Source organism: Nocardia sp. bgisy118 (assembly GCF_057708605.1).
Genome location: NZ_JBYISM010000010.1, coordinates 14,068 through 31,776, shown reverse-complemented (window position 1 = coordinate 31,776; position 17,709 = coordinate 14,068). Strand labels below are relative to the sequence as shown.

Genomic DNA, 17,709 nt, shown 5'->3' with positions numbered 1-17,709 from the left:
CGACGCCGGATCGCGTCGAAAGGACACCCAGGGTGCACGCCAGCGCACCCTCCAAGTGGTTCGAACCCACCAAGGTGAAGCTTCCGTTCCGGTCGCAACCCGCTATTTCGGTACGGTCCGTACCGTATTATTTGGGTATGACTGTGGATGAACGCGCGTGGCCCGATTCGCTACGGGTGGCCCAGGTACGGGTCGCGCGGCCGACGGATCGGCTGGACGAGGTGGTGCGGTTCTACGTCGAGGGGCTCGGCCTTCGCGAGCTGTACCGATTCGAGAACCACGCGGGGTACGACGGTGTGATGCTCGGTCTGCCCGGCGCCGAGTATCACCTCGAGTTCACCTCGCATGTGGACGGAAGTCCCTGCGCCGCACCGAGTTCCGAGAATCTGCTGGTCCTCTGTTTCGAGGATGAGGCGCAGATGTACGACGTCGCGCAGCGGCTCGGTGAATTCGGCGTCGAGCCGGTGCCCGTCGAGAATCCGTACTGGGCGGCGCACGGCGGCTTGGCTTTTCCCGATCCGGACGGCTGGCTGGTCATGTTGATGCCGCGGCCGGTGTTCTGATGGCAGGCCGCGCGCGCGACGATCGGATCGATGCGGCGGTGCTGATCGCCGCGCGAGAACTGCTGAGCGAGAACGGATATGCCGAGCTCTCGATCGGCGGGGTGGCCACCAGATCGGGAATTCACCGTCCCGCGATCTACCGGCGCTGGCCCTCCAAACGGCACCTGGTGGTGGCGGTGGTCGCCGATCTCCTCGGCCTGCGGCCCACCGCGAACACCGGCGACCTGCGCGCCGATCTGACCGCGGCGATGCGCGATCTCGTCGCTGCGCTCCGCGATACCTCGCTCGATCGGGTGCTCCCCGCGCTGCTCGCCGATCTGAGCAATGATCCGGAACTGCGCGAGCACTTCCTGGCCACGGTCTTCGAGCCCCGGCGGCAGACCACGGAAATCGCACTACGCGCGGCGGTCCGGCGCGGCGAGGTCCGCCCCGACATCGATATGGACTTCGTCCTCGACGCCGTCGCCGCTCCGATCTACTTTCGCGCGCTGTTCGGCCACCTGCCGCTGGACGACGAACTCGCCGAAGCGTCGGTGGACGCGGTCATGCGCTTGGTCGCGGCGGGGGACGGCACGGGCCGCCTTCCCTAGCGAAACAGAAGGCGGCCCGTTGTACGGTTGCCGCTCCGATCTGCTTTCGCGCGCAGTTGGGCCGCCCGGACGCGCACCGGAGCATCGGTAAACGCGGGACTGTGTTCGGTCGCCGCATCGCAAGACGGAGGACGACGCACCCTTCAGTGCTAGGCGCGGGTAATCCGGACCATCAATTCCCGCAGCCGGTTCCGGCCGTTGCGCTTGGGCGGCTCGGGGGCCGGGGATTCGACGTCGGTCTCCACCTCGTAGCGCCGGATGTAGGCCCCCGCGAAGGCTTGCACGGTCGCGGTGACGGGGATGGCGAGCAGGGCGCCGGTGGCCCCGAGTAACGCGGCGCCCGCGATCACCGCGCCGAAGGCGACCGCGGGGTGCATGTCGAGCGTGGTGGCGGTGATGCGCGGCTGCAACACGTAGTTCTCGAACTGCTGGTACAGGACGATGAAGCCGAGGATCCACAGCGCGTCGCCGGGGCCGCCGTTCACCATCGCGACGATCACCGGAAGCGCGCCCGCCAGGTAGGTGCCGACGGTCGGAATGAACTGGGAGACCACGCCGACCCACAGCGCGAGCGCGAAAGCCGATGGCACGTCGAGTATCCGCAGCACCACGTAGTGCGCGAGCGTCGAGCAGACGGCGAGCAGGCCGCGCGAATAGATGTAGCCGCCGGTCTTGTCGACCGCGATGTCCCAGGCGCGCAGCACGTGCCGCTGGCGATGCGGCGGCAGCAGCGAGGACACGGCATTGCGGAAGCGCGGTCCGTCGGCGGCGAAATAGAAGGTGAACAGCAAGACGCCGAGCCCCTGGAAGAGCGCGCCGATGGCGGCCGTTCCGATGCCCCAGGCATTTTCGGCGAGGCCGACCAGATAGCCCTCGATCTGGTCGCTCCACTCCGTCGCGTATTTCTGTATGTCGGTGCCGGACAGTTCCGTGTGGAAGGTGTTGTTGACCCAGTCGACGATCCGGTCGGCGTATTCGGGCGCGTTCTGCACCAGCGTGGTCACTTGATTGACGAGCAGTGAGCCCAGCGTCCACAGGAATCCGACGACGATCAGCAACAGGCCGAGGAACACCACGCCCGTCGCGATGCCGCGCCGCACCCCGCGCGCGGCGAGCCAGTTGACCGCGGGCTCGATGGCGAAGGCGAGGAACAGCGAGACCATCAGCACGGTCAGCAAACCCTGGAGCCGCTGGAGCACCCAGAACCCGACGATCAGTCCCGCGACCGTGGCGGCGGCGAGCAGGAAGGCGCGCAACAGCCACGGCGGCGGCGCGTTCGAGACGTCGGACGTCGACGCCTCGGCCTTCGGCTTCTCGGACCCGGGCGCGTGGGAATCCGCACCGGACTTCGGCGTGGTCGAGTCTTGGTCATCCACGGACACAAAACCACGGTACTGAGCTGCGCGTCCGGCCGCCCGCAACATGCCAGCGCGGCGCGAACCCGTGCCCGCCGGAAGTACTCCTAGATGGTCGCGGTGTCGATGACGAAGCGGTATCGCACGTCGCTGGCGACGACGCGGTCGTAGGCGTTGTCGATCTCGTCGGCGGAGATCAGTTCGATCTCGGCGCCGATGCCGTGCTGGGCGCAGAAGTCCAGCATCTCCTGGGTCTGCGCGATACCGCCGATCATCGAGCCCGACAGCGACCTGCGGTAGCCGGCGAGGGTGAACGGCTTGACGCTCAACGGGTTCTCGGGCAGGCCGAGGATCACCAGGGTGCCGTCCAGGTTCAGCAGTTTCATGTAGTCGTCCAGCGGCAGGTCGGCCGAGACCGTGTTGAGGATGAGGTCGAAGCGGCCGCGCAGTTCGCGGAAGGTCTGGCGGTCGCCGGTGGCGTAGTAGTGGTCCGCGCCGAACCGCTTGCCGTCGTCCTGCTTGCTCAGCGAGTGGCTCAGCACGGTGACCTCCGCGCCCATCGCCGCGGCGATCTTCACGCCGATGTGCCCGAGCCCGCCCATGCCGATGATCGCGACGTGTTTGCCGGGCCCGGCCTGCCAGTGCCGCAGCGGCGAGAACAGGGTGACGCCCGCGCACAGCAGCGGCGCGGCCACGTCGAGTCCGATGCCCTCCGGGATCGACACCACGAAGTTCTCGGTCACCACGACCCGGGTGGCGTAGCCGCCCATGGTGTAGCCGCCCGGCTGCACCTCGGGCGCGACGGCGGAGTTGTAGGTCATGGTGGCGCCGACCTGGCAGTACTGCTCCTCGTCGGCCAGGCACGGACCGCACTTACCGCAGGAGTCGACCATGCAGCCGACGCCGACCCGGTCGCCGACCTTGTACTTGCTCACCGCAGAACCCACCGCGGCCACCAGGCCCGCGATCTCGTGGCCCGGCACGCACGGGTAGCGGGTGCCGCCCCATTCGTCGCGGGCGGTGTGGATGTCCGAATGACAGATGCCCGCGTACTTGACGTCGATCAGCACGTCGTGCGGACCGAGTTCCCTGCGCTCGATGGTGACCTTCTCGAAGGCTCCGTCGGGAGCGGGCAGGGCGTAGGCGGCGGCAACAGTGCTCATGAATACATGCCTACCGTCGCATGCGCGGATTGCCAACCTATACGGCTTCGCGACGCCGCGTGTTTGCCGAGACGGGTTTGCCCCGGGGAGCGCGGGGGATGTCCATCCTGCCCGGTTTTCCGACCCTCGGCGGGTGCGACGGCCGGAAATCCTGATCTACGGTGAAGATCTCCGGCCACAATGGAATTCGTCAGGCGTAGCAGAGGCGGGAGTGCCATGGACGACGGACGACGCGGGAGCGGCGGCGGGCGGGCGCTGGCGCTGATCGTGGTCGCCCTGCTCAGCCTCGCCGGCTTCCTCGGGTATCGCGGTGAGCTGCCGGGCTGGCCGTTCACCGACCCTGGCTCGGTCGTCGCGCCGATGGAGCACGAAGCCGCCCCGCCGATGGACCCGGTCGCCGTCGCGGCCGCCGTGAAACCGGCCCTGGTGAACATCAGCACCGCCGCCCAGATGTTCGGTCAGGGGGCCGCGGGCTCGGGCATCGTGCTCACCGCCGATGGACAGGTACTGACCAGCCATCACGTGGTCAAAGGCGCCGAATCGGTCACCGTGACGTCGGTCGGCACGGGGGAGGTCTACTCCGCGAACGTGCTCGGCTACGACTCCAGCGCCGACATCGCCCTGCTCGAGCTGGCCGACGCCGCCGGACTCACGATCGCGCAGCTCGGCAGTGCCGCCGATCTGCGGTTGGACGACGAGGTGCTCGCGATCGGCAACGCGGGTGGCACGGGCGGCCCGCCGACCGCGATCACCGGAAAGATCACCGATCTCGACAGCACGATCGTCGCGCTGAACTCGGCCGATCTCTCCCGCAAGGCGCTGTCGGGGATGCTGGAGATCGCGGCCGCGGTGAGTTCGGGGCAGTCGGGGGGAGCGCTGGCCGATCGGCGCGGTGCGATCGTCGGCGTGATCACCGCGGCGTCGGGCGATCGCGACCGGGCGGTCGATCGGCAGCCCAACGGCTACGCGGTGCCGATCGACGCCGCCATGCGGGTGGTGCGCCAGATCCGCTCCGGCACGCCGACCGAGACGGTGCACATCGGCCCGACGGCTACGCTCGGCGTGCTGATCTCCGACGCGAAGCCGAGCGGCGCGCGCATCGATGTCGCGATCTACGGCAGTCCCGCCGCTGCCGCCGGACTCGCCGACGGCGAGGTGATCACGTCCATCGACGGCAAGGCGGTCACCACCGCTCGGGCTCTGCGCGCCGCGATCAACGTGCGCAAGCCCGACGACACGGTGCGCCTGGGCGTGATCGGCGTGGGCGGCGTCGAGCGGACGGTGACCGTGGTGCTCGGCAAGGGCGCGCCGAACTGACGCGAGCGCGTCAGCACAGGCGGCAGGGTCAGAACAGGCTCAGCCAGTAATCCTGGAACCGCAGGAAGACCAGCAGCAGCACCACCGCGTAGAAGAGCGCGACGATGGTCCAGCGCCATTCGGCGAGCACGCGGAGCGGGCCGCGCGACTCGCCCCACAGCTGGTCGGTGGCCACCGCGAACAGCGGGGTGACGATCGCCCAGACCACCATGCAGTACGGGCACAGCGCGTTGATGCGGTACAGGCTCTGGAAGATGAGCCAGCAGACGAAGCCGATGCCGGCGACCGTGCCCAGCCACAGGCCGCCCCAGATCCACTTCGGGAACCCGAGCCCGGCCACCGCGAGGACGCCGAGCGTGACCACGACAGAGAACGCGACGATGCCGAGCAGCGGGTTCGGGAACCCGAACACCGCGGCCTGATCGGTGACCATGACCGAGCCGCAGGACAGGATCGGATTGATGCTGCACGAGGGACGGTAGCCGGGATCGGTGAAGAGCTTGAACCGCTCGATGGTCAGCGCCATCGAGGCGAGCCAGCCCGCGAGGCCGCAGATCAACAGCAGCCAGGCGGACCGGGGTGGCGCGGCGATCACTGGCCCGCGGCCGCCGCGGCGATGGTCTGCTCGAGCGCGCTCGGGTTGACCTGCTTGCCGTTCACGAACACCGTCGGCGTCGACTGGATGCCGCCGTCGAAGGCCTTGTTCGTGGTGGACGCGACGAACTTCTCGTAGGTGCCGTCGGTGATGCAGCTCGCGACGGCGTCGGTGTAGCCGACCGACTTCGCGATCTCGATCAGCTTCTCGTCGGGCAGGCCGTTGCCGCCCTCCGGCGGCTGCTGGGCGAACATCGCCGACAGCCACGTCTGGTACTTGGTCGGATCCTGCTCGGCGACGCAGTAGGAGGCGTTGGCCGCGCGGGTCGAGTACTGGGTCGTGGAGGCCTTGTCCAGGAACGAGATGATGTTGTATTCGACCGCGGCGGTGCCGGTGCTCACCGCGTCCTCGAGCACCTTGCCGTAGGTGGCCTCGAAGGCCTTGCACGCCGGGCACTGGAGGTCGGCGACCAACCGGACGGTGACCTTCGCCTCGGGCTTGCCGATCCGGATGGAGCCGTTGTCGGTGATCGAGCCGCCGACGGCGCCCGGCGTCTGCGCCGCGGCGATGGTCGGGGTGGGACCGGGATCGTCCTTCTCCGCCTTCTTGATCGCGAGTCCGATGCCGATCGCGGCCACCAGGCCGATCAGCACGGCGGCCACCGCCACCTGGATGAGGATCTTGCGGTTGCGGTCGGCGCGCTCCGCCTTCAGCAGCGGATTAGTCCGTCCCGGATTGTTGCTCACCGTGCGTTCACCACGCCTTTCGCTCGCCTGCCGGTTTCGCCTGCCGCCACGATGGTAGTTCCGGAACTCCTCGTCGAGCGGGCATGGTCCACATCATCGTGCGTCAACCTGAGAGATTCCGAAATGTCGCGTGCGGAGGCTCAGCGGGCCTCGGCTCCGCTCAGCCCGAGGCCGACGGCGTCGCGGGCCCACGACGGCGCCGACGGCTCAAGCGTCTTGGAGCAGCAACCGAAACGAGGGGTGGGCAGGCGTCAGTGGCCGGATGGCGCGAAAGTCCTTCTCATCCAATGTCAGGATGTCGTTGGTCAGGTAGCGCTCGGCGAGCACTACGTTGACCGCATCGGCGAGATCGAGTCGCAGCCCGCGGTACTGTCCCATGATCTGCTGCGACGCTCGAAGATCGTCATGATCGATCGGTGGGACGAGTACCGCGCCTTCCTCGGCAGAGGTGAGCAGATCGTCGAGGACGAGATCGGCGATGCGACGGTCTTTGCCGAATCGGGCGATCAGCAGATGATCGATCTCATCGAGCACCAGCGGCGAGACGACGGCCACTGAGGTGGCCAGGAATTCGCGCGCGCGATCCTGCAGCTCGGCGGCGCGATCGTAGGCCGCGATGATCGCCGAGGTGTCAGCGATGAAGAAGCTCATCGCCCGTAGGCCTCGCCGAGCGATTCCTCACTGTCGGCGGCGAAATTCGGATCCCCGGAGTCGAATGACGGCCATGGCCTGCTTCGGCGAACCCGGTGTGTGCGGAGCAAAACGAGGTCGATCCCTTCTCGAATGAGATCGGCTTCCGACCGCCCGGACTCCTTCGCCGCCTGCTTGAGACGGGCCGCCTGCTGGGATTCGAGGTACACGCTCGTCTTGGTCTTCATAGAATGTAGGGTACTACGTAGGGTACTGGCTTGGCCACGGCTCGTTCGACTGTGGGCGGCCCACTGATGGCAGCGTTGTCGCGCCCGGACGCCGGCGCTCGCCGTCTACCGTTGAGCCATGTCCGGGGATACCGCGCGCGACTTCTACGACCATTTGGCCGGGGATTACCACCTGCTCTACCAGGACTGGCCCGCGGCGGTCGCGGGGCAGGGGCGGGCGTTGGATCGGGTATTGCGGGGGCGTCTGGGGGCGGGGCCGTCGACCGTCTTGGACGCGGCGTGTGGGATCGGGACGCAGGCGATCGGGTTGGCGGCGTGCGGGCATGCCGTGGTGGGGATGGATTTGAGTCCGGTGGCGGCGGCGCGGGCGGCCGAGGAGGCGCGGACCCGGGGGTTGCGGCTGCCGACGCTGGCAGGCGATATGCGGGCGCTGCCCTTCGACGGCGGGTGGGCGGATGCCGTGGTGTGCGCCGACAACGCGTTGCCGCATCTGCTGACGGCCGTCGAGGTCGGTACCGCGCTCGGCGAGATGTGGCGGGTGCTGCGGCCGGGCGGTCTGCTGGTGCTGACGACCCGCGACTACGACGCGCTGCGCGCCGCCAAACCGGCTGGGCAGCCGCCGAAATCGATCGAGTCGGTCATGGGGCGCGCGATCACCTTCCAGCTCTGGCACTGGGACGACGACGGCGAACGCTACGACTTCGAGATGTTCCGCCTCACCGAGGGTGGCGACGGCTGGGCCGTCCGGGTGGGCGGCGCGCGGTACTGGGCGCTGACCAGGGCGCAGCTCACCGAGTTCGTCGTGGAGGCGGGTTTCGCCGAACCGACCTGGCATGCGCCGGAGGAGACCGGCTTCTTTCAGCCGGTGCTCACCGCGCACCGGCCCGGCCCGGCCTGATCGCGCGGCGCTCCCGCCGCAACGCAGGACGCTGCACCGTCTCGGGCCGCTCGGCACTCCGGACCGGCCGCCCGGCGTCGCTGCAACGTGCGTGGCACGGGCCGCGCGCTGGGGGCCGCCCGGCTCCGGACCGGCCGCCCGGCGTCGCGTGCGGGGTTTGTCCGAGCCCGCCCTTAGCATTCCCCGGGTGACCGGATACGACTTCGAGCATCTCGACACTTCGACGCTGCCGCCGCGCCAGCAGCGCATCCTTGCCGTGATCCGGGACTGGGTCGTCGAATACGGGTATCCGCCGAACACCAGGCAGATCGGCGATGCGGTCGGCCTGAAGTCGGCGTCCTCGGTCTCCAAACATCTGAAGAACCTGGAGGAGAGGGGCTTTCTGCGCCGCGGCGCCGCGGTGGCGCGCCCGATCGACGTGCGGTTGTTCCTCCAAGGCGCGGCGCGGGCGGAGCACTCCGACGCCGCGGTCACCGTTCCCGTGGTCGGCGACATCGCCGCGGGCGCACCGATCCCGGCCGAGCAGCACACCGACGAGACATTGACGCTCCCGCGCGAATTGGTCGGTCGCGGAACGGTTTTCGCGCTCCGCGTGCGCGGCGACTCGATGATCGACGCCGCCATCTGCGACGGTGACACGGTGGTGGTGCGCCAGCAGAGCGAGGCGCACTCCGGCGACATCGTGGCCGCCATGATCGGCGAGGAAGCCACCGTCAAGGTGTATCGCCGCCGCACCGGCCACGTCTACCTGGAACCGCGCAACCCGGCCTACGACGTCATCGACGGCGACGAGGCCGTGATTCTCGGCAAGGTCGTCTCGGTGATGCGCCGGATCTGAGGCGCACGGCGGGCGGCCCCCGCCGGGAGGGGAACGACGGGGGCCGCATGGGGCACCGAGGCGGACCTGTTCGGGTCGACCGATTGCCTCGGTGTGTTCTGTTATCTCCGCGGACGCCCGTTTCGTAGCAATCGGTTTCGTAACACCCAGCTGTGCAGAAACCAGCGTGTCACGGCCCGCTGCTCACTCATCCCGCCGTCGCCGACGAGGCCGTCATCGGCGTACGGGACGGGGCGGGCGAGGAGGTGCCCAAGGCGTTGGTGATGTGTGCGCAAGGATCTCCGGCTGGAGCAGTATCGGGTCCGAGGCTAGGCATGCTCCAAGCGGCGGAGTTGTTCGGCGATATCGAAATTCGCCGCGGGCCAGTCGAGTTCCAGCTTCTCCAGCGCATCGATGAGCAGTTCGGTGACCGCGAGGCGGGCGTACCACTTGTGGTCGGCGGGCAGCACGTACCAGGGCGCGTCGGCGGTGGACGTGCGATCCAGCATGGCCTGGTACGCCTCGTGGTAGGCGGGCCAGTAGGCGCGCTCATCGATGTCGGAGGGGTTGAACTTCCAGTACTTGTCCTGGCGCTCCAGCCGCTGGCGCAGCCGCTTCTTCTGCTCGTCCAGCGAGACGAACATGGCGACCTTCACCAGGGTGATGCCCTGGCCGATCAGCTCGCGCTCGAACTGGTTGATCTCGTCGTAGCGCGGCTCCCACTCCTCGCGGGGTACCAGCTCGTGCACCCGCACCACCAGCACGTCCTCGTAGTGCGAGCGGTCGAAGACGCCGATCTGGCCGCCGCGCGGCAGTGCGTTGCGGATGCGCCACAGGTAGTGGTGCCGCCGCTCCTCGTCGGTCGGGACGCCGAACGCCGCGTGGTCGACGCCCTGCGGATCCACCGAACCGATGACGTGCCGGACGATGCCGCCCTTGCCCGCGGTGTCCATACCCTGCAATACCAGCAGCACGCTGCGCTTGTCGCCGGAGCGCCCGTTGGCGTAGAGCTTCTCCTGAAGCACGGAGAGCGCCTCGCCGCGCTGCATCAGCAACTTCTGGGCATTCTTCTTGTCCCCGGTGAATCCGGGTGTCGACGAGGTCGCCAGTTCCGCGATCCGCAAACCGTCGGCTTTCAGTGCCTCGGTGACCGGGACAGACCAGTGCTTCACCATCGACCACACTTACCACGTCTGTCCGCGCCCGGAGCGGCGTTCGGCGTCAGCGGATCTGTGCGAGCCTCAGCAACTGCACGGCGAAATCGTCGTCGGTGACCGGGGTGAGGATCAGATCGTGCGAGGTGGTCAGCAGGTAGCGGCCGTCGCCGGTGAAATCGAGCCAGGTGCGGTGGCGCGTCGGAGGTGACATCGGATTGTCCGGGTCCACGGTCACGGTGATGAACCCGCGGCAATCCACCGGCTTGCGCAACGTCTGCCGGAAGCGGGCCGCGCCGCGCTGGCCGTTGGCCGAGGGCGTGTCGGCCGACTCGATGGTGAGCACCGCGTCCTGCGGCTCGCGCATCGCGCCGAGCCGTCCCGGCTGCGCCGAGCCGATCACCTGCACCAGGCGCTGGCCGAGGTTGCGCGCGTGACACATCTGCACGGTCACCTTGTCCGGCGCGGCGACCAGCACGCCCGCGTGATTGTGCACCACCGCGGCGAACGCCAGGATGCGATCGCCATCGGAGGCGCTGCCGTTGCGCCCCGGTGCGCTGCGCTCGCCGGAGAGGGTGATCGTGGTGGCGTCGGTGCGCGCGCACAGCATCAGCGCCGCGGCCAGATCCGGATCGGCCTGCCTGGCGAACCGTTGTGGCAAACGCAATGCGGCGTACTCGGTTTCGGTGCGCACAGTGGACGACGGCACCATGTTGATCGGATACGGTCGCCTGTCCAGGTTCGTTTCGCTTTCCCAGACATGCGTGAATTCGTCCGGGGTGAGGACCCATCTCACCGTGCGCCGCCCCCGCCGTCGGAGGGGGCGTGCGGCGGGGTGAACCGGGGCACGCTGTCGCCGGAGGCGGGCATGGTCGGGGTGTAGACGTAGGTCATGGTGTCCTGGGCGTCGGCCTCGGCCGTCGCGGCGGCCAGGTCGTGGTCCATCCTGCGGCGCCCGCCGGACACGGCCTCCGCGGCCGGGTCGTCCAGCGGCGCGTAGCGCCGCGGTTGCGGGATCGCGGCGCGGATCGTCTGCGCCGCATCGCGATTGAGCTCCATGAGGCGCCGCACCGCCCGGCACACGTCGTGCGCTTCGGCGCCCGCCCTGATGAACTCGCGCGTCGCGCGCTGCGCCGCCTCGGCGGATCGCCCTGACCAGCGGGCGAATTCGCGATTGGCGGTGTCGGCGAAGCTCTGGAAGGCGTCGGCGACCGCGTCGGCGTTGGCTTGCCATGCCGCGGCCGCCTCGCCGAGCGCGCCGGGATCGAGCGCTTCGTGCACCCGGTCCCATATCTCCACGTGGGTGTAGGCGCCGAATCGCTCGCGCTCCGGCGCGTAGGCGGGATCCGTTCCGCCGCTGGAGGTTCCGGCGGACGCGGCGAGCGCGCGTTGTTGCACCCTGATCTCGTCGGCAGCAGCTCTGGCCGCGGCGTCCACCACGGTCACCACCTCCGCATTCCGGACTCGCACGCGGTCATCGCGGATCCAGGTACTCGGTGACCAGTTCGAGCGCGGCTCGATTCGCCGCCTCCGCGTCCGCGAGTTTACGGCCCGCCGCGAGATACGCCGCTTTGAAGAGCAGCGCGGTCTCCTGGAAGGCGGCCACGGTGTCGAGGAACTGCCTGCCTTTGTCGCCGAACCCGGCGGCCAGGCAGCGGCCGGTCGGCAGGTCGGGAAAACCGGCGACCTCGGTGACCGAATGTCCTGTGGCCATGGCCTTTCGCAGGTCGTCGACCAGCCGGTCGCAGGCGGCGGCGAGATTCTCGGCCACGTCCTCGGCCAGCTCGAAACGCTCGCCGACGTCCGCGCCGACGGCCGCCGCGTACAGCCCCCTGGCCAGCCCCTGTCCGGTATCCGGCACCGCCATTTGGGTCGCCCCCTTCTGTTCGGTCCACACCCACGGCCATACTGGTCGGCACTCTACCGCTCGGTAACCAACCCCGTTGCCGGCTTTCCCCCGCGCACCTGCTGTGATGTGGCGCACGGTCGGCCACCTGGCGTGGTTCGCGAGCTGATTACACTGACCGGAAGTATTGGCAGATCCCGGAGCGGAAGGCGTTCGGTGCCCGACATCGAAGAAGTACTCCCGAAGTATCAGCAGATTTCGGGGTACATCCGTGACCAGATCGAGCGCGGCGAACTCGCTCCCGGCGCCGAGGTGCCCTCCGAACGCGAGCTCGCCGTCGCGTGGAAGGTCGCGCGGCCGACGGCAGCCAAGGCGCTGAATACGTTGCGCCAGCAAGGATTGGTGGAATCCCGGCGCGGGTCGGGCACCTTCGTGCGCGGTCCGGACGCGGTGCCGCTGGTGCGCGAATCCGCCGGGCGGGCACGGCAGTACGGCGCGATGTACGCCGAACGCGAGCCGGTCGACATCCTCGCCGCCGAACTCGTCGGCGGCCCGGAGTACGTGACCGACGCGCTCGGCCTCGCGGCCGGTAGCGAGGTGATCGCCCGCAGGCGACTGGTCACCGGAGACAACGGCGACGCCGAACTCTCCACGTCCTGGTTTCCCGGCGATCTGGCCGGGGTCGCCGACCGCCTGCTCGTTACCCAGCGGCTGCCCGGCGGTACCGCAACCTATTTGGAGGCGGTGACCGGTCGCCGGGTGGTGTCGGTGTTCGACGAGGTCAGCGCCCGCTTGGCGACCTCGGAGGAGCGCAAGCGGTTGCGGCTGGCCCGCACCTCCGCGGTGCTGGTGTACCGGCTCACCGCGCTCGACGCCGACGGCGCCGCACTGCAATTCGACGAGGGCATCTATCCGCCCGAGTCCTGGGTATTCCGCCAGGAATATTCCGTTCGCGGTGCGTGACACGCGGTCGATGACGCGCCGTGATGCCGTTGACAAGGCGGAATGACGCCTGGAATAGTCCGCTTTGCTAGGGAATGGACTAGGCCGGAGGGTGGGAGGTGCGATGCTCGATCAGTTGACCATCGGTGGCTGGGTAGTCGTCGGCGAGCACTGCTCGGTCCGGCGCGCCACGTTGCACTGCGACGACTACCTGACCTATGTCTTCGAAAATGGCGGCACGGAACTCGATTTCGCGGTCGCGCCCGCTGTGCTGCAACGGATGGTCGAGCTCAGCGGAATCCAAGTGTCTGCCGACGGCCCGACTGACCGAGGTTTCGGTTCGCGCAAGCCGGACCCGTACGAGACACTGTGTGCCACAGGCGGCTCCGGAACGCGCTAGCCGAAAGTTCGATCCGCCCTGGCTTTTCGCTCAAGCCGGACGGGTCGCGCTGACGTATTGAAGCAGCCGGTGCACGCTCTGATCGATCTCGACCAGCCCGAGTTCGCGGAACAGGTTCGGGAAGGTCTGGTGATCGAACACCCGCAAACCGCTCCAGCCGCCGACGATTCGGCTCGCCTGCCCGAACGGGGTGTCGGCGCGGTGGCTGGTGGTGATGGCGATGCGGCCGCCGGGGGCGAGCACGCGCACCATCTCCCGGGTGGCGGCGAGCGGATCGGGGATCAGATAGAGCGCCCCGAAACAGCACACCGCGTCGAAGACGCCGTCGGCGAAAGGCAGCGCGCGAGCATCCCCGCGCAGATAGCCGACCCGCGGACCGGCGTTGTCGACCACCGCGCGCGCCAGCATCGGTTCGGAATAGTCCACGCCGACCGCGAAGCCGCCCTCGGACAGCGATTCGCTCAGGTGCCTGGTGAAATTGCCCGGACCGCAAGCGATGTCGAGCACCTTCTTGTCCCCGGCCAAGCGCAGCGTGCGCACCGCGTCGCGGCGATCCGACGCGGTGCTGCGACCGCTGGCCAAGTAGAACAGCGTCGGCCGCCACGCACGCTCGTACACGGCGGCCAGCGCAGGATGATTCATGGTGCGGCGCGCCAGGTTCACCGCGCCGCCCTCGCGGACTCGTACTGCACAACAGCTCCTCGACGCTGAGAATCGTGATGCGGCAGCCTGATTCAGGCCCGCCGCACCTCGATGGTCATGCCCGCCGCGCGCAGCCGGTCGGTCAGCGCGTCACCCATGGCCGCGGCCGGGGTGAGGATGCCCGACAGCTCCGGCTGCTTGCCGGTGTCGAAGGCAAGGCACAGCCCGGCTTCACCCAGCATCACCGCGGTGGCCTGGTAGCCGGGGTCGCCCTTGCCGTGGAACGTCGCCACGTACTTCGCGCCGGAGGTGGTGTGCGCGTACGTCTTCATGGTGAACCAGCCGCTGCGCCTGGCCTCCTCGCTCGGCCCTGTGCCCGGCTTCGGCAGCACCCGGTCGAGCAGCTTGCGGCCCGCCGACACCCGCGACAGCAGCGCGCCGGTGGCCATGGTCGCCACGATGCCGCCCGCCACGCCCGCCGCCACCAGCGGCGCCGCCGCCGACTTGCCCGCGCTCATCACCTCGCGGTAGCGGAAGTTCTTGCCGTACACCCACCCGAGCAGGCCGTTGCTGCGCCGCACGACCTTGGTGTTGTGCGTGGCCATCACGAAGGTGCTCACCCAGCCGTCCAGGCTCGGATCGATGCTGCTAGCGCGCTGCAACGCCTGATCGGACTGACGGCCGACGTCGGGTTCCATCGACTTGTCGGGGCTCAGCGAATACGGGTGCGAAAGCACCGAGGCCTTACTGGAGTCGGCCGCGATGGCCTCCATCATGGCCCGGCCCGAATCGATGGTGCCGCCGCTGACGCCGCCCTTGAGCGAGGCGATCAGCGTGGTGTCGGTCAGCTCACCGGTGTTGTCCGAGACGGACGTGCGGTACAGCTGGTAAACGCTCAGATCGGACGGAATCGAGTCGAACCCACAGGAATTGACGATCTTCGCGCCGGTGCGCGCGGCCTCGTCGTGGTAGTTGTCGATGGCGTCGCGGATGAACAGCGGCTCGCCGGTGAGGTCGGCGTAGTGGGTGCCCGCCTTCGCGCAGGCGGCGACCAGCGGCAGGCCGTAGCGCAGGTACGGGCCGACCGTGGTCACCACGACCTTGGTGCGCTCGGCCAGTGCGTCGAGCGCGGACTGATCGGTCGAATCGGCCACCACGAGATCCCACGACGCGGCCTTCGGTCCGAGTCCGGCGCGGACTGCGGTCAGCTTGTCCAGCGAGCGGCCCGCCAGCGCGATGCGCGCGTCGGAGGGTGCCGCGTCGAGCAGGTATTGCGCGGTGAGCTTGCCGACGAAACCCGTCGCGCCGAACAGGGCGATATCGAATTCGCGGTTGTCTGCCATAGGTCATTCACTCCTGGTCGATGCCGTGGCGATCGCTGTGACTCAAGCTTTTCGCCCGGTCCTTGGCTGCCGCGTCGTCTTCGCCGCGGTCTTCTTGGATGCGGTCGCGGTCCGCGGCCGCGTGGTCTTGGTCGGGGCGGGCGGAGGGTTCTCGGCCAGCCACTGCTGATGCGCCTTGCCCAGTTCGGTGACCGGCGGTTCGTCGTAGAGCCACTCGCGCGCGATCCGATGCCAGTTCGCGGTGGCGTTGAGCTGGCCGAGCATGCCGAAGGTGAGGAAGTCCGCGCGCCGGGAGAACAGGTGCTCCGGCGGCAGGTTCTGCTGTTTCATCCCGGCGAACTCGCTGGCGCGCGGGTCGACCGCGAGCAGGAACGCGCCGCTGGCCAGTTCCGGTGTGATGGTCAGATCTTCGTCGACCAGGCACCACTCCGAGGCTGCCAGCACGTATTCGAGGCATTCCTCGGCGCCGATCTCCTCCGGCGAGTCGATCACGCCGCGCTGAATCATCAAGTCGCGCAGGTCTTCCGCGCGATCCTCGGCGGCCGCGCGCAGGCAGATCGTCTCGAAGCGCACGTGCTCGGGGTCCATTCGGTTGAACAGGCCGAAGTCGAGGAAGCCGACGCGGCCGTCGTCGGCGAGCAGCACATTGCCCGGGTGCGGGTCGCCGCAGAATTCGTTGAAGCTGAACAGCGAGCCGACGTAGAACCGGTAGATGATCTCGCCGAGCCGGTTGCGCTCGACCTCGGGGAACTGGCGCAGCTCCTCGAAGCCCTTGCCGGGGAGGTATTCGCTGACCAGCACCCGCGTCGTGCTGAGTTGGGGCAGCGAGCGCGGCACCGCGATGAACGGGTGCCCCGCGTAGAGCTCGGCGATCTGCAACTGGGTGACGGCCTCGGTCCGGTAGTCGAGCTCGCCCTCCATGTTCAGCCGCAGCTCGTCCAGGACCGCGGGGGTCACCCACGGCATGGCGGAGGTGAGCACCTTGCGAAACATATTGAGGTTCTTCAGATCCGCGCGCACCGCGGCGTCGATGCCCGGGTACTGCACCTTCACCGCGACCACCCGGCCGTCGTGCAGCGTGGCCCGGTACACCTGGCCGATCGAGGCGGCCGCGATCGGCTCCGGGTCGAACTGCGCGAAGATCGTGGTGAGCGGCTGTCCGAAGTCCTCCTCGATCACCTGGCGCATGGCCTCGAACGAGACGGTCGGCGCGGCATTGCGCAGCACGGCCAGCCGCTTCTGGAAACGTTCGCGATGATCCTCGGGCACCAGGTCCAGATCGAGCACCGACATCATCTGTCCCAGTTTCATGGCGACGCCCTTCATGGTGCCGAGCACCATGACCACCTGCTCGGTGGTGCGGATCATGGATTCCTCGGCCATCTTGGCGCGCACGGCCTCGGATCTACCTCGCATGGAAAGCCGCGTGCGCTGCGTCCGGATCACGGAACTGGCGGCCACCGCACCCAGCTTGGTGCCACGAGCAAGCCGGGAAGTCGGCACATGCTTCGCCATCGAGGTACCTCCATTGGTGCCGCGGTCGGGCCGACGCGACGCGCAGGCGCGAGCTTGCGTGGCCACGTGGGGCGGTGACCCACCCCACTGTGGCACCGCTCGCGTTCAGACTAACCAACCGAGCGGCATTGTCGAACCCGCCGTCACAGACAGGTGGAGTCAGCCTTCGCTCCCGGCCGTGCGCGCGGCTATGGACGGACTTCAAGCGGCAGCGCCGATCGGCGTACCCCGAGGTCCGTTCGCGTGGCCCGCTCCTACTCGGAGGCGTCCTTCTCCCGGATGGGCAGCACATGCGGCTGCTTGTTGAAGTTCTCACGGGAGCCGCTCGCGCGAACCAGCCCCTCGATGGCGCTCCAGGCCATCATCGTCAGGTAGTCGATGACTTCCTCGCGGGACATCGACTTGTCGGTGGTCCACCAGTGGGTAGCCAGCTGGATGCCGCCGACCAGCACGTAGGACCAGAGCATCGACCCCGTGGTGTCGAGGCCGAGCGCATCGGCCTTGTCCGCGATGACCGTGGAGACCACCTCGGCGAAGAGCTTCTCGAACTCGGCCAGCGAGGACGCGTCCGAGCCGCTGCCCATGATGAAGCGGTACACCTCGGGGTCCTCGTCGACCGTGCCGACGTAGGCCGCGAGCGCCGTGCGCACCAGCTCGAACTCGTCGGCGTCGAGGCTGATCGCGCCGTACACCCGCGGCATCAGCGTGGTCTCGATGAACCGCTGCATGGTCGCGTGGACCAAGTCGTTCTTGTCGGAGAAGTACCGGTAGAGCACGGTCTTGGAGACGCCGATCTCCGCGGCGATCTCGTCCATACCCGCGTTGCTGCCCCGGGTGCGGACAGCGGCGAGAGTGCCGTCGACGAGCTCTTCGCGGCGGTCGATCTTGTGCTGACGCCAACGGCGCTTGCGGCCGTCCATCCGGCCGGTGCGCACCGCAGCCGGT

General features: G+C 68.6%; 21 protein-coding genes. 7 read left to right on the top strand and 14 right to left on the bottom strand.

The window, feature by feature from the left end:
- Window positions 1–137 precede the first annotated feature (137 nt).
- Window positions 138–563: a VOC family protein gene (locus AC3EO7_RS14655; protein WP_431967037.1), complete on the top strand. Its 426-nt coding sequence runs from the start codon at window positions 138–140 to the stop codon at window positions 561–563.
- Window positions 563–1,153: a TetR/AcrR family transcriptional regulator gene (locus AC3EO7_RS14650; RefSeq protein ID WP_435591465.1), complete on the top strand. Its 591-nt coding sequence runs from the start codon at window positions 563–565 to the stop codon at window positions 1,151–1,153. The genes AC3EO7_RS14655 and AC3EO7_RS14650 overlap by 1 nt, the downstream gene beginning before the upstream one ends.
- Window positions 1,154–1,302: 149 nt before the next feature.
- On the opposite strand, the gene AC3EO7_RS14645 is transcribed toward AC3EO7_RS14650, so the two are convergent.
- Window positions 1,303–2,535 carry an AI-2E family transporter gene (locus tag AC3EO7_RS14645; RefSeq protein WP_435591464.1) on the bottom strand — a complete coding sequence of 411 codons (1,233 nt, stop codon included), beginning with the start codon at window positions 2,533–2,535 and terminating at the stop codon, window positions 1,303–1,305.
- 80 nt (window positions 2,536–2,615) lie between these two features.
- Window positions 2,616–3,671, bottom strand: coding sequence for an NAD(P)-dependent alcohol dehydrogenase (locus AC3EO7_RS14640; RefSeq protein ID WP_431967031.1), 1,056 nt, complete (start codon window positions 3,669–3,671; stop codon window positions 2,616–2,618).
- Window positions 3,672–3,887: 216 nt separating this feature from the next.
- Here AC3EO7_RS14640 and AC3EO7_RS14635 point away from each other — a divergent pair, with 216 nt between their 5' ends.
- The gene (locus AC3EO7_RS14635) at window positions 3,888–4,988 is read left to right on the top strand and encodes a S1C family serine protease (protein WP_435591463.1); all 1,101 of its coding nucleotides are present in this window, start codon (window positions 3,888–3,890) and stop codon (window positions 4,986–4,988) included.
- Between the two features lie 28 nt (window positions 4,989–5,016).
- Here the strand turns inward: AC3EO7_RS14635 and AC3EO7_RS14630 are convergent, their stop codons facing one another.
- The 4 genes from AC3EO7_RS14630 to AC3EO7_RS14615 all read right to left on the bottom strand — a co-directional run bounded on the left by AC3EO7_RS14630 (window position 5,017) and on the right by AC3EO7_RS14615 (window position 7,207).
- Entirely contained in the window at window positions 5,017–5,583 is a 567-nt protein-coding gene (locus AC3EO7_RS14630; RefSeq protein WP_435591462.1) for a vitamin K epoxide reductase family protein, read from the bottom strand.
- Entirely contained in the window at window positions 5,580–6,329 is a 750-nt protein-coding gene (locus AC3EO7_RS14625; protein WP_431967025.1) for a thioredoxin domain-containing protein, read from the bottom strand. Before AC3EO7_RS14625 ends, AC3EO7_RS14630 begins: the two co-directional genes overlap by 4 nt.
- A gap of 207 nt (window positions 6,330–6,536) precedes the next feature.
- The gene (locus AC3EO7_RS14620; RefSeq protein ID WP_431967023.1) at window positions 6,537–6,980 is read right to left on the bottom strand and encodes a PIN domain-containing protein; all 444 of its coding nucleotides are present in this window, start codon (window positions 6,978–6,980) and stop codon (window positions 6,537–6,539) included.
- Entirely contained in the window at window positions 6,977–7,207 is a 231-nt protein-coding gene (locus AC3EO7_RS14615; RefSeq protein WP_435591461.1) for a ribbon-helix-helix domain-containing protein, read from the bottom strand. Before AC3EO7_RS14615 ends, AC3EO7_RS14620 begins: the two co-directional genes overlap by 4 nt.
- Before the next feature lie 118 nt (window positions 7,208–7,325).
- Here AC3EO7_RS14615 and AC3EO7_RS14610 point away from each other — a divergent pair, with 118 nt between their 5' ends.
- Window positions 7,326–8,105 (top strand): class I SAM-dependent methyltransferase, encoded by a 780-nt coding sequence (locus AC3EO7_RS14610; RefSeq protein WP_431967019.1) that lies wholly within the window; start codon window positions 7,326–7,328, stop codon window positions 8,103–8,105.
- Window positions 8,106–8,292: 187 nt separating this feature from the next.
- Window positions 8,293–8,943, top strand: coding sequence for a transcriptional repressor LexA (gene lexA / locus AC3EO7_RS14605; protein WP_431967017.1), 651 nt, complete (start codon window positions 8,293–8,295; stop codon window positions 8,941–8,943).
- Window positions 8,944–9,251: 308 nt separating this feature from the next.
- On the opposite strand, the gene AC3EO7_RS14600 is transcribed toward lexA, so the two are convergent.
- From AC3EO7_RS14600 to AC3EO7_RS14585, 4 genes are read right to left on the bottom strand one after another with little or no spacing between them, the layout of a single operon-like run.
- Window positions 9,252–10,097 (bottom strand): polyphosphate kinase 2 family protein, encoded by an 846-nt coding sequence (locus AC3EO7_RS14600; protein ID WP_435591460.1) that lies wholly within the window; start codon window positions 10,095–10,097, stop codon window positions 9,252–9,254.
- Between the two features lie 46 nt (window positions 10,098–10,143).
- On the bottom strand, window positions 10,144–10,872 hold the full coding sequence (locus AC3EO7_RS14595; protein WP_431967013.1) for an ESX secretion-associated protein EspG: 729 nt from the start codon (window positions 10,870–10,872) through the stop codon (window positions 10,144–10,146).
- On the bottom strand, window positions 10,869–11,546 hold the full coding sequence (locus tag AC3EO7_RS14590) for a hypothetical protein (protein ID WP_435591459.1): 678 nt from the start codon (window positions 11,544–11,546) through the stop codon (window positions 10,869–10,871). Before AC3EO7_RS14590 ends, AC3EO7_RS14595 begins: the two co-directional genes overlap by 4 nt.
- 4 nt (window positions 11,547–11,550) lie before the next feature.
- Complete coding sequence (locus tag AC3EO7_RS14585) at window positions 11,551–11,943, bottom strand: hypothetical protein (protein ID WP_435591458.1); 393 nt, start codon at window positions 11,941–11,943, stop codon at window positions 11,551–11,553.
- A gap of 195 nt (window positions 11,944–12,138) precedes the next feature.
- On the opposite strand from AC3EO7_RS14585, the gene AC3EO7_RS14580 reads away from it, so the two are divergent.
- Both AC3EO7_RS14580 and AC3EO7_RS14575 read left to right on the top strand, forming a co-directional pair.
- A complete protein-coding gene (locus AC3EO7_RS14580; RefSeq protein ID WP_435591457.1) occupies window positions 12,139–12,885 on the top strand; it encodes a GntR family transcriptional regulator in 747 nt (248 codons plus the stop codon).
- Between the two features lie 103 nt (window positions 12,886–12,988).
- A complete protein-coding gene (locus tag AC3EO7_RS14575) occupies window positions 12,989–13,264 on the top strand; it encodes a hypothetical protein (protein WP_435591456.1) in 276 nt (91 codons plus the stop codon).
- A 30-nt stretch (window positions 13,265–13,294) separates the two neighbouring features.
- Here AC3EO7_RS14575 and AC3EO7_RS14570 read toward each other — a convergent pair whose 3' ends face one another.
- The 4 genes from AC3EO7_RS14570 to AC3EO7_RS14555 form a co-directional block, all read right to left on the bottom strand.
- Window positions 13,295–13,927: a class I SAM-dependent methyltransferase gene (locus tag AC3EO7_RS14570; protein WP_435591455.1), complete on the bottom strand. Its 633-nt coding sequence runs from the start codon at window positions 13,925–13,927 to the stop codon at window positions 13,295–13,297.
- Window positions 13,928–13,998: 71 nt separating this feature from the next.
- Entirely contained in the window at window positions 13,999–15,249 is a 1,251-nt protein-coding gene (locus AC3EO7_RS14565) for a saccharopine dehydrogenase family protein (RefSeq protein WP_435591454.1), read from the bottom strand.
- 42 nt (window positions 15,250–15,291) lie between these two features.
- A complete protein-coding gene (locus tag AC3EO7_RS14560; protein ID WP_435591453.1) occupies window positions 15,292–16,764 on the bottom strand; it encodes an ABC1 kinase family protein in 1,473 nt (490 codons plus the stop codon).
- 254 nt (window positions 16,765–17,018) lie between these two features.
- Window positions 17,019–17,699 (bottom strand): TetR/AcrR family transcriptional regulator, encoded by a 681-nt coding sequence (locus AC3EO7_RS14555; RefSeq protein ID WP_431966997.1) that lies wholly within the window; start codon window positions 17,697–17,699, stop codon window positions 17,019–17,021.
- Window positions 17,700–17,709: the final 10 nt, after the last annotated feature.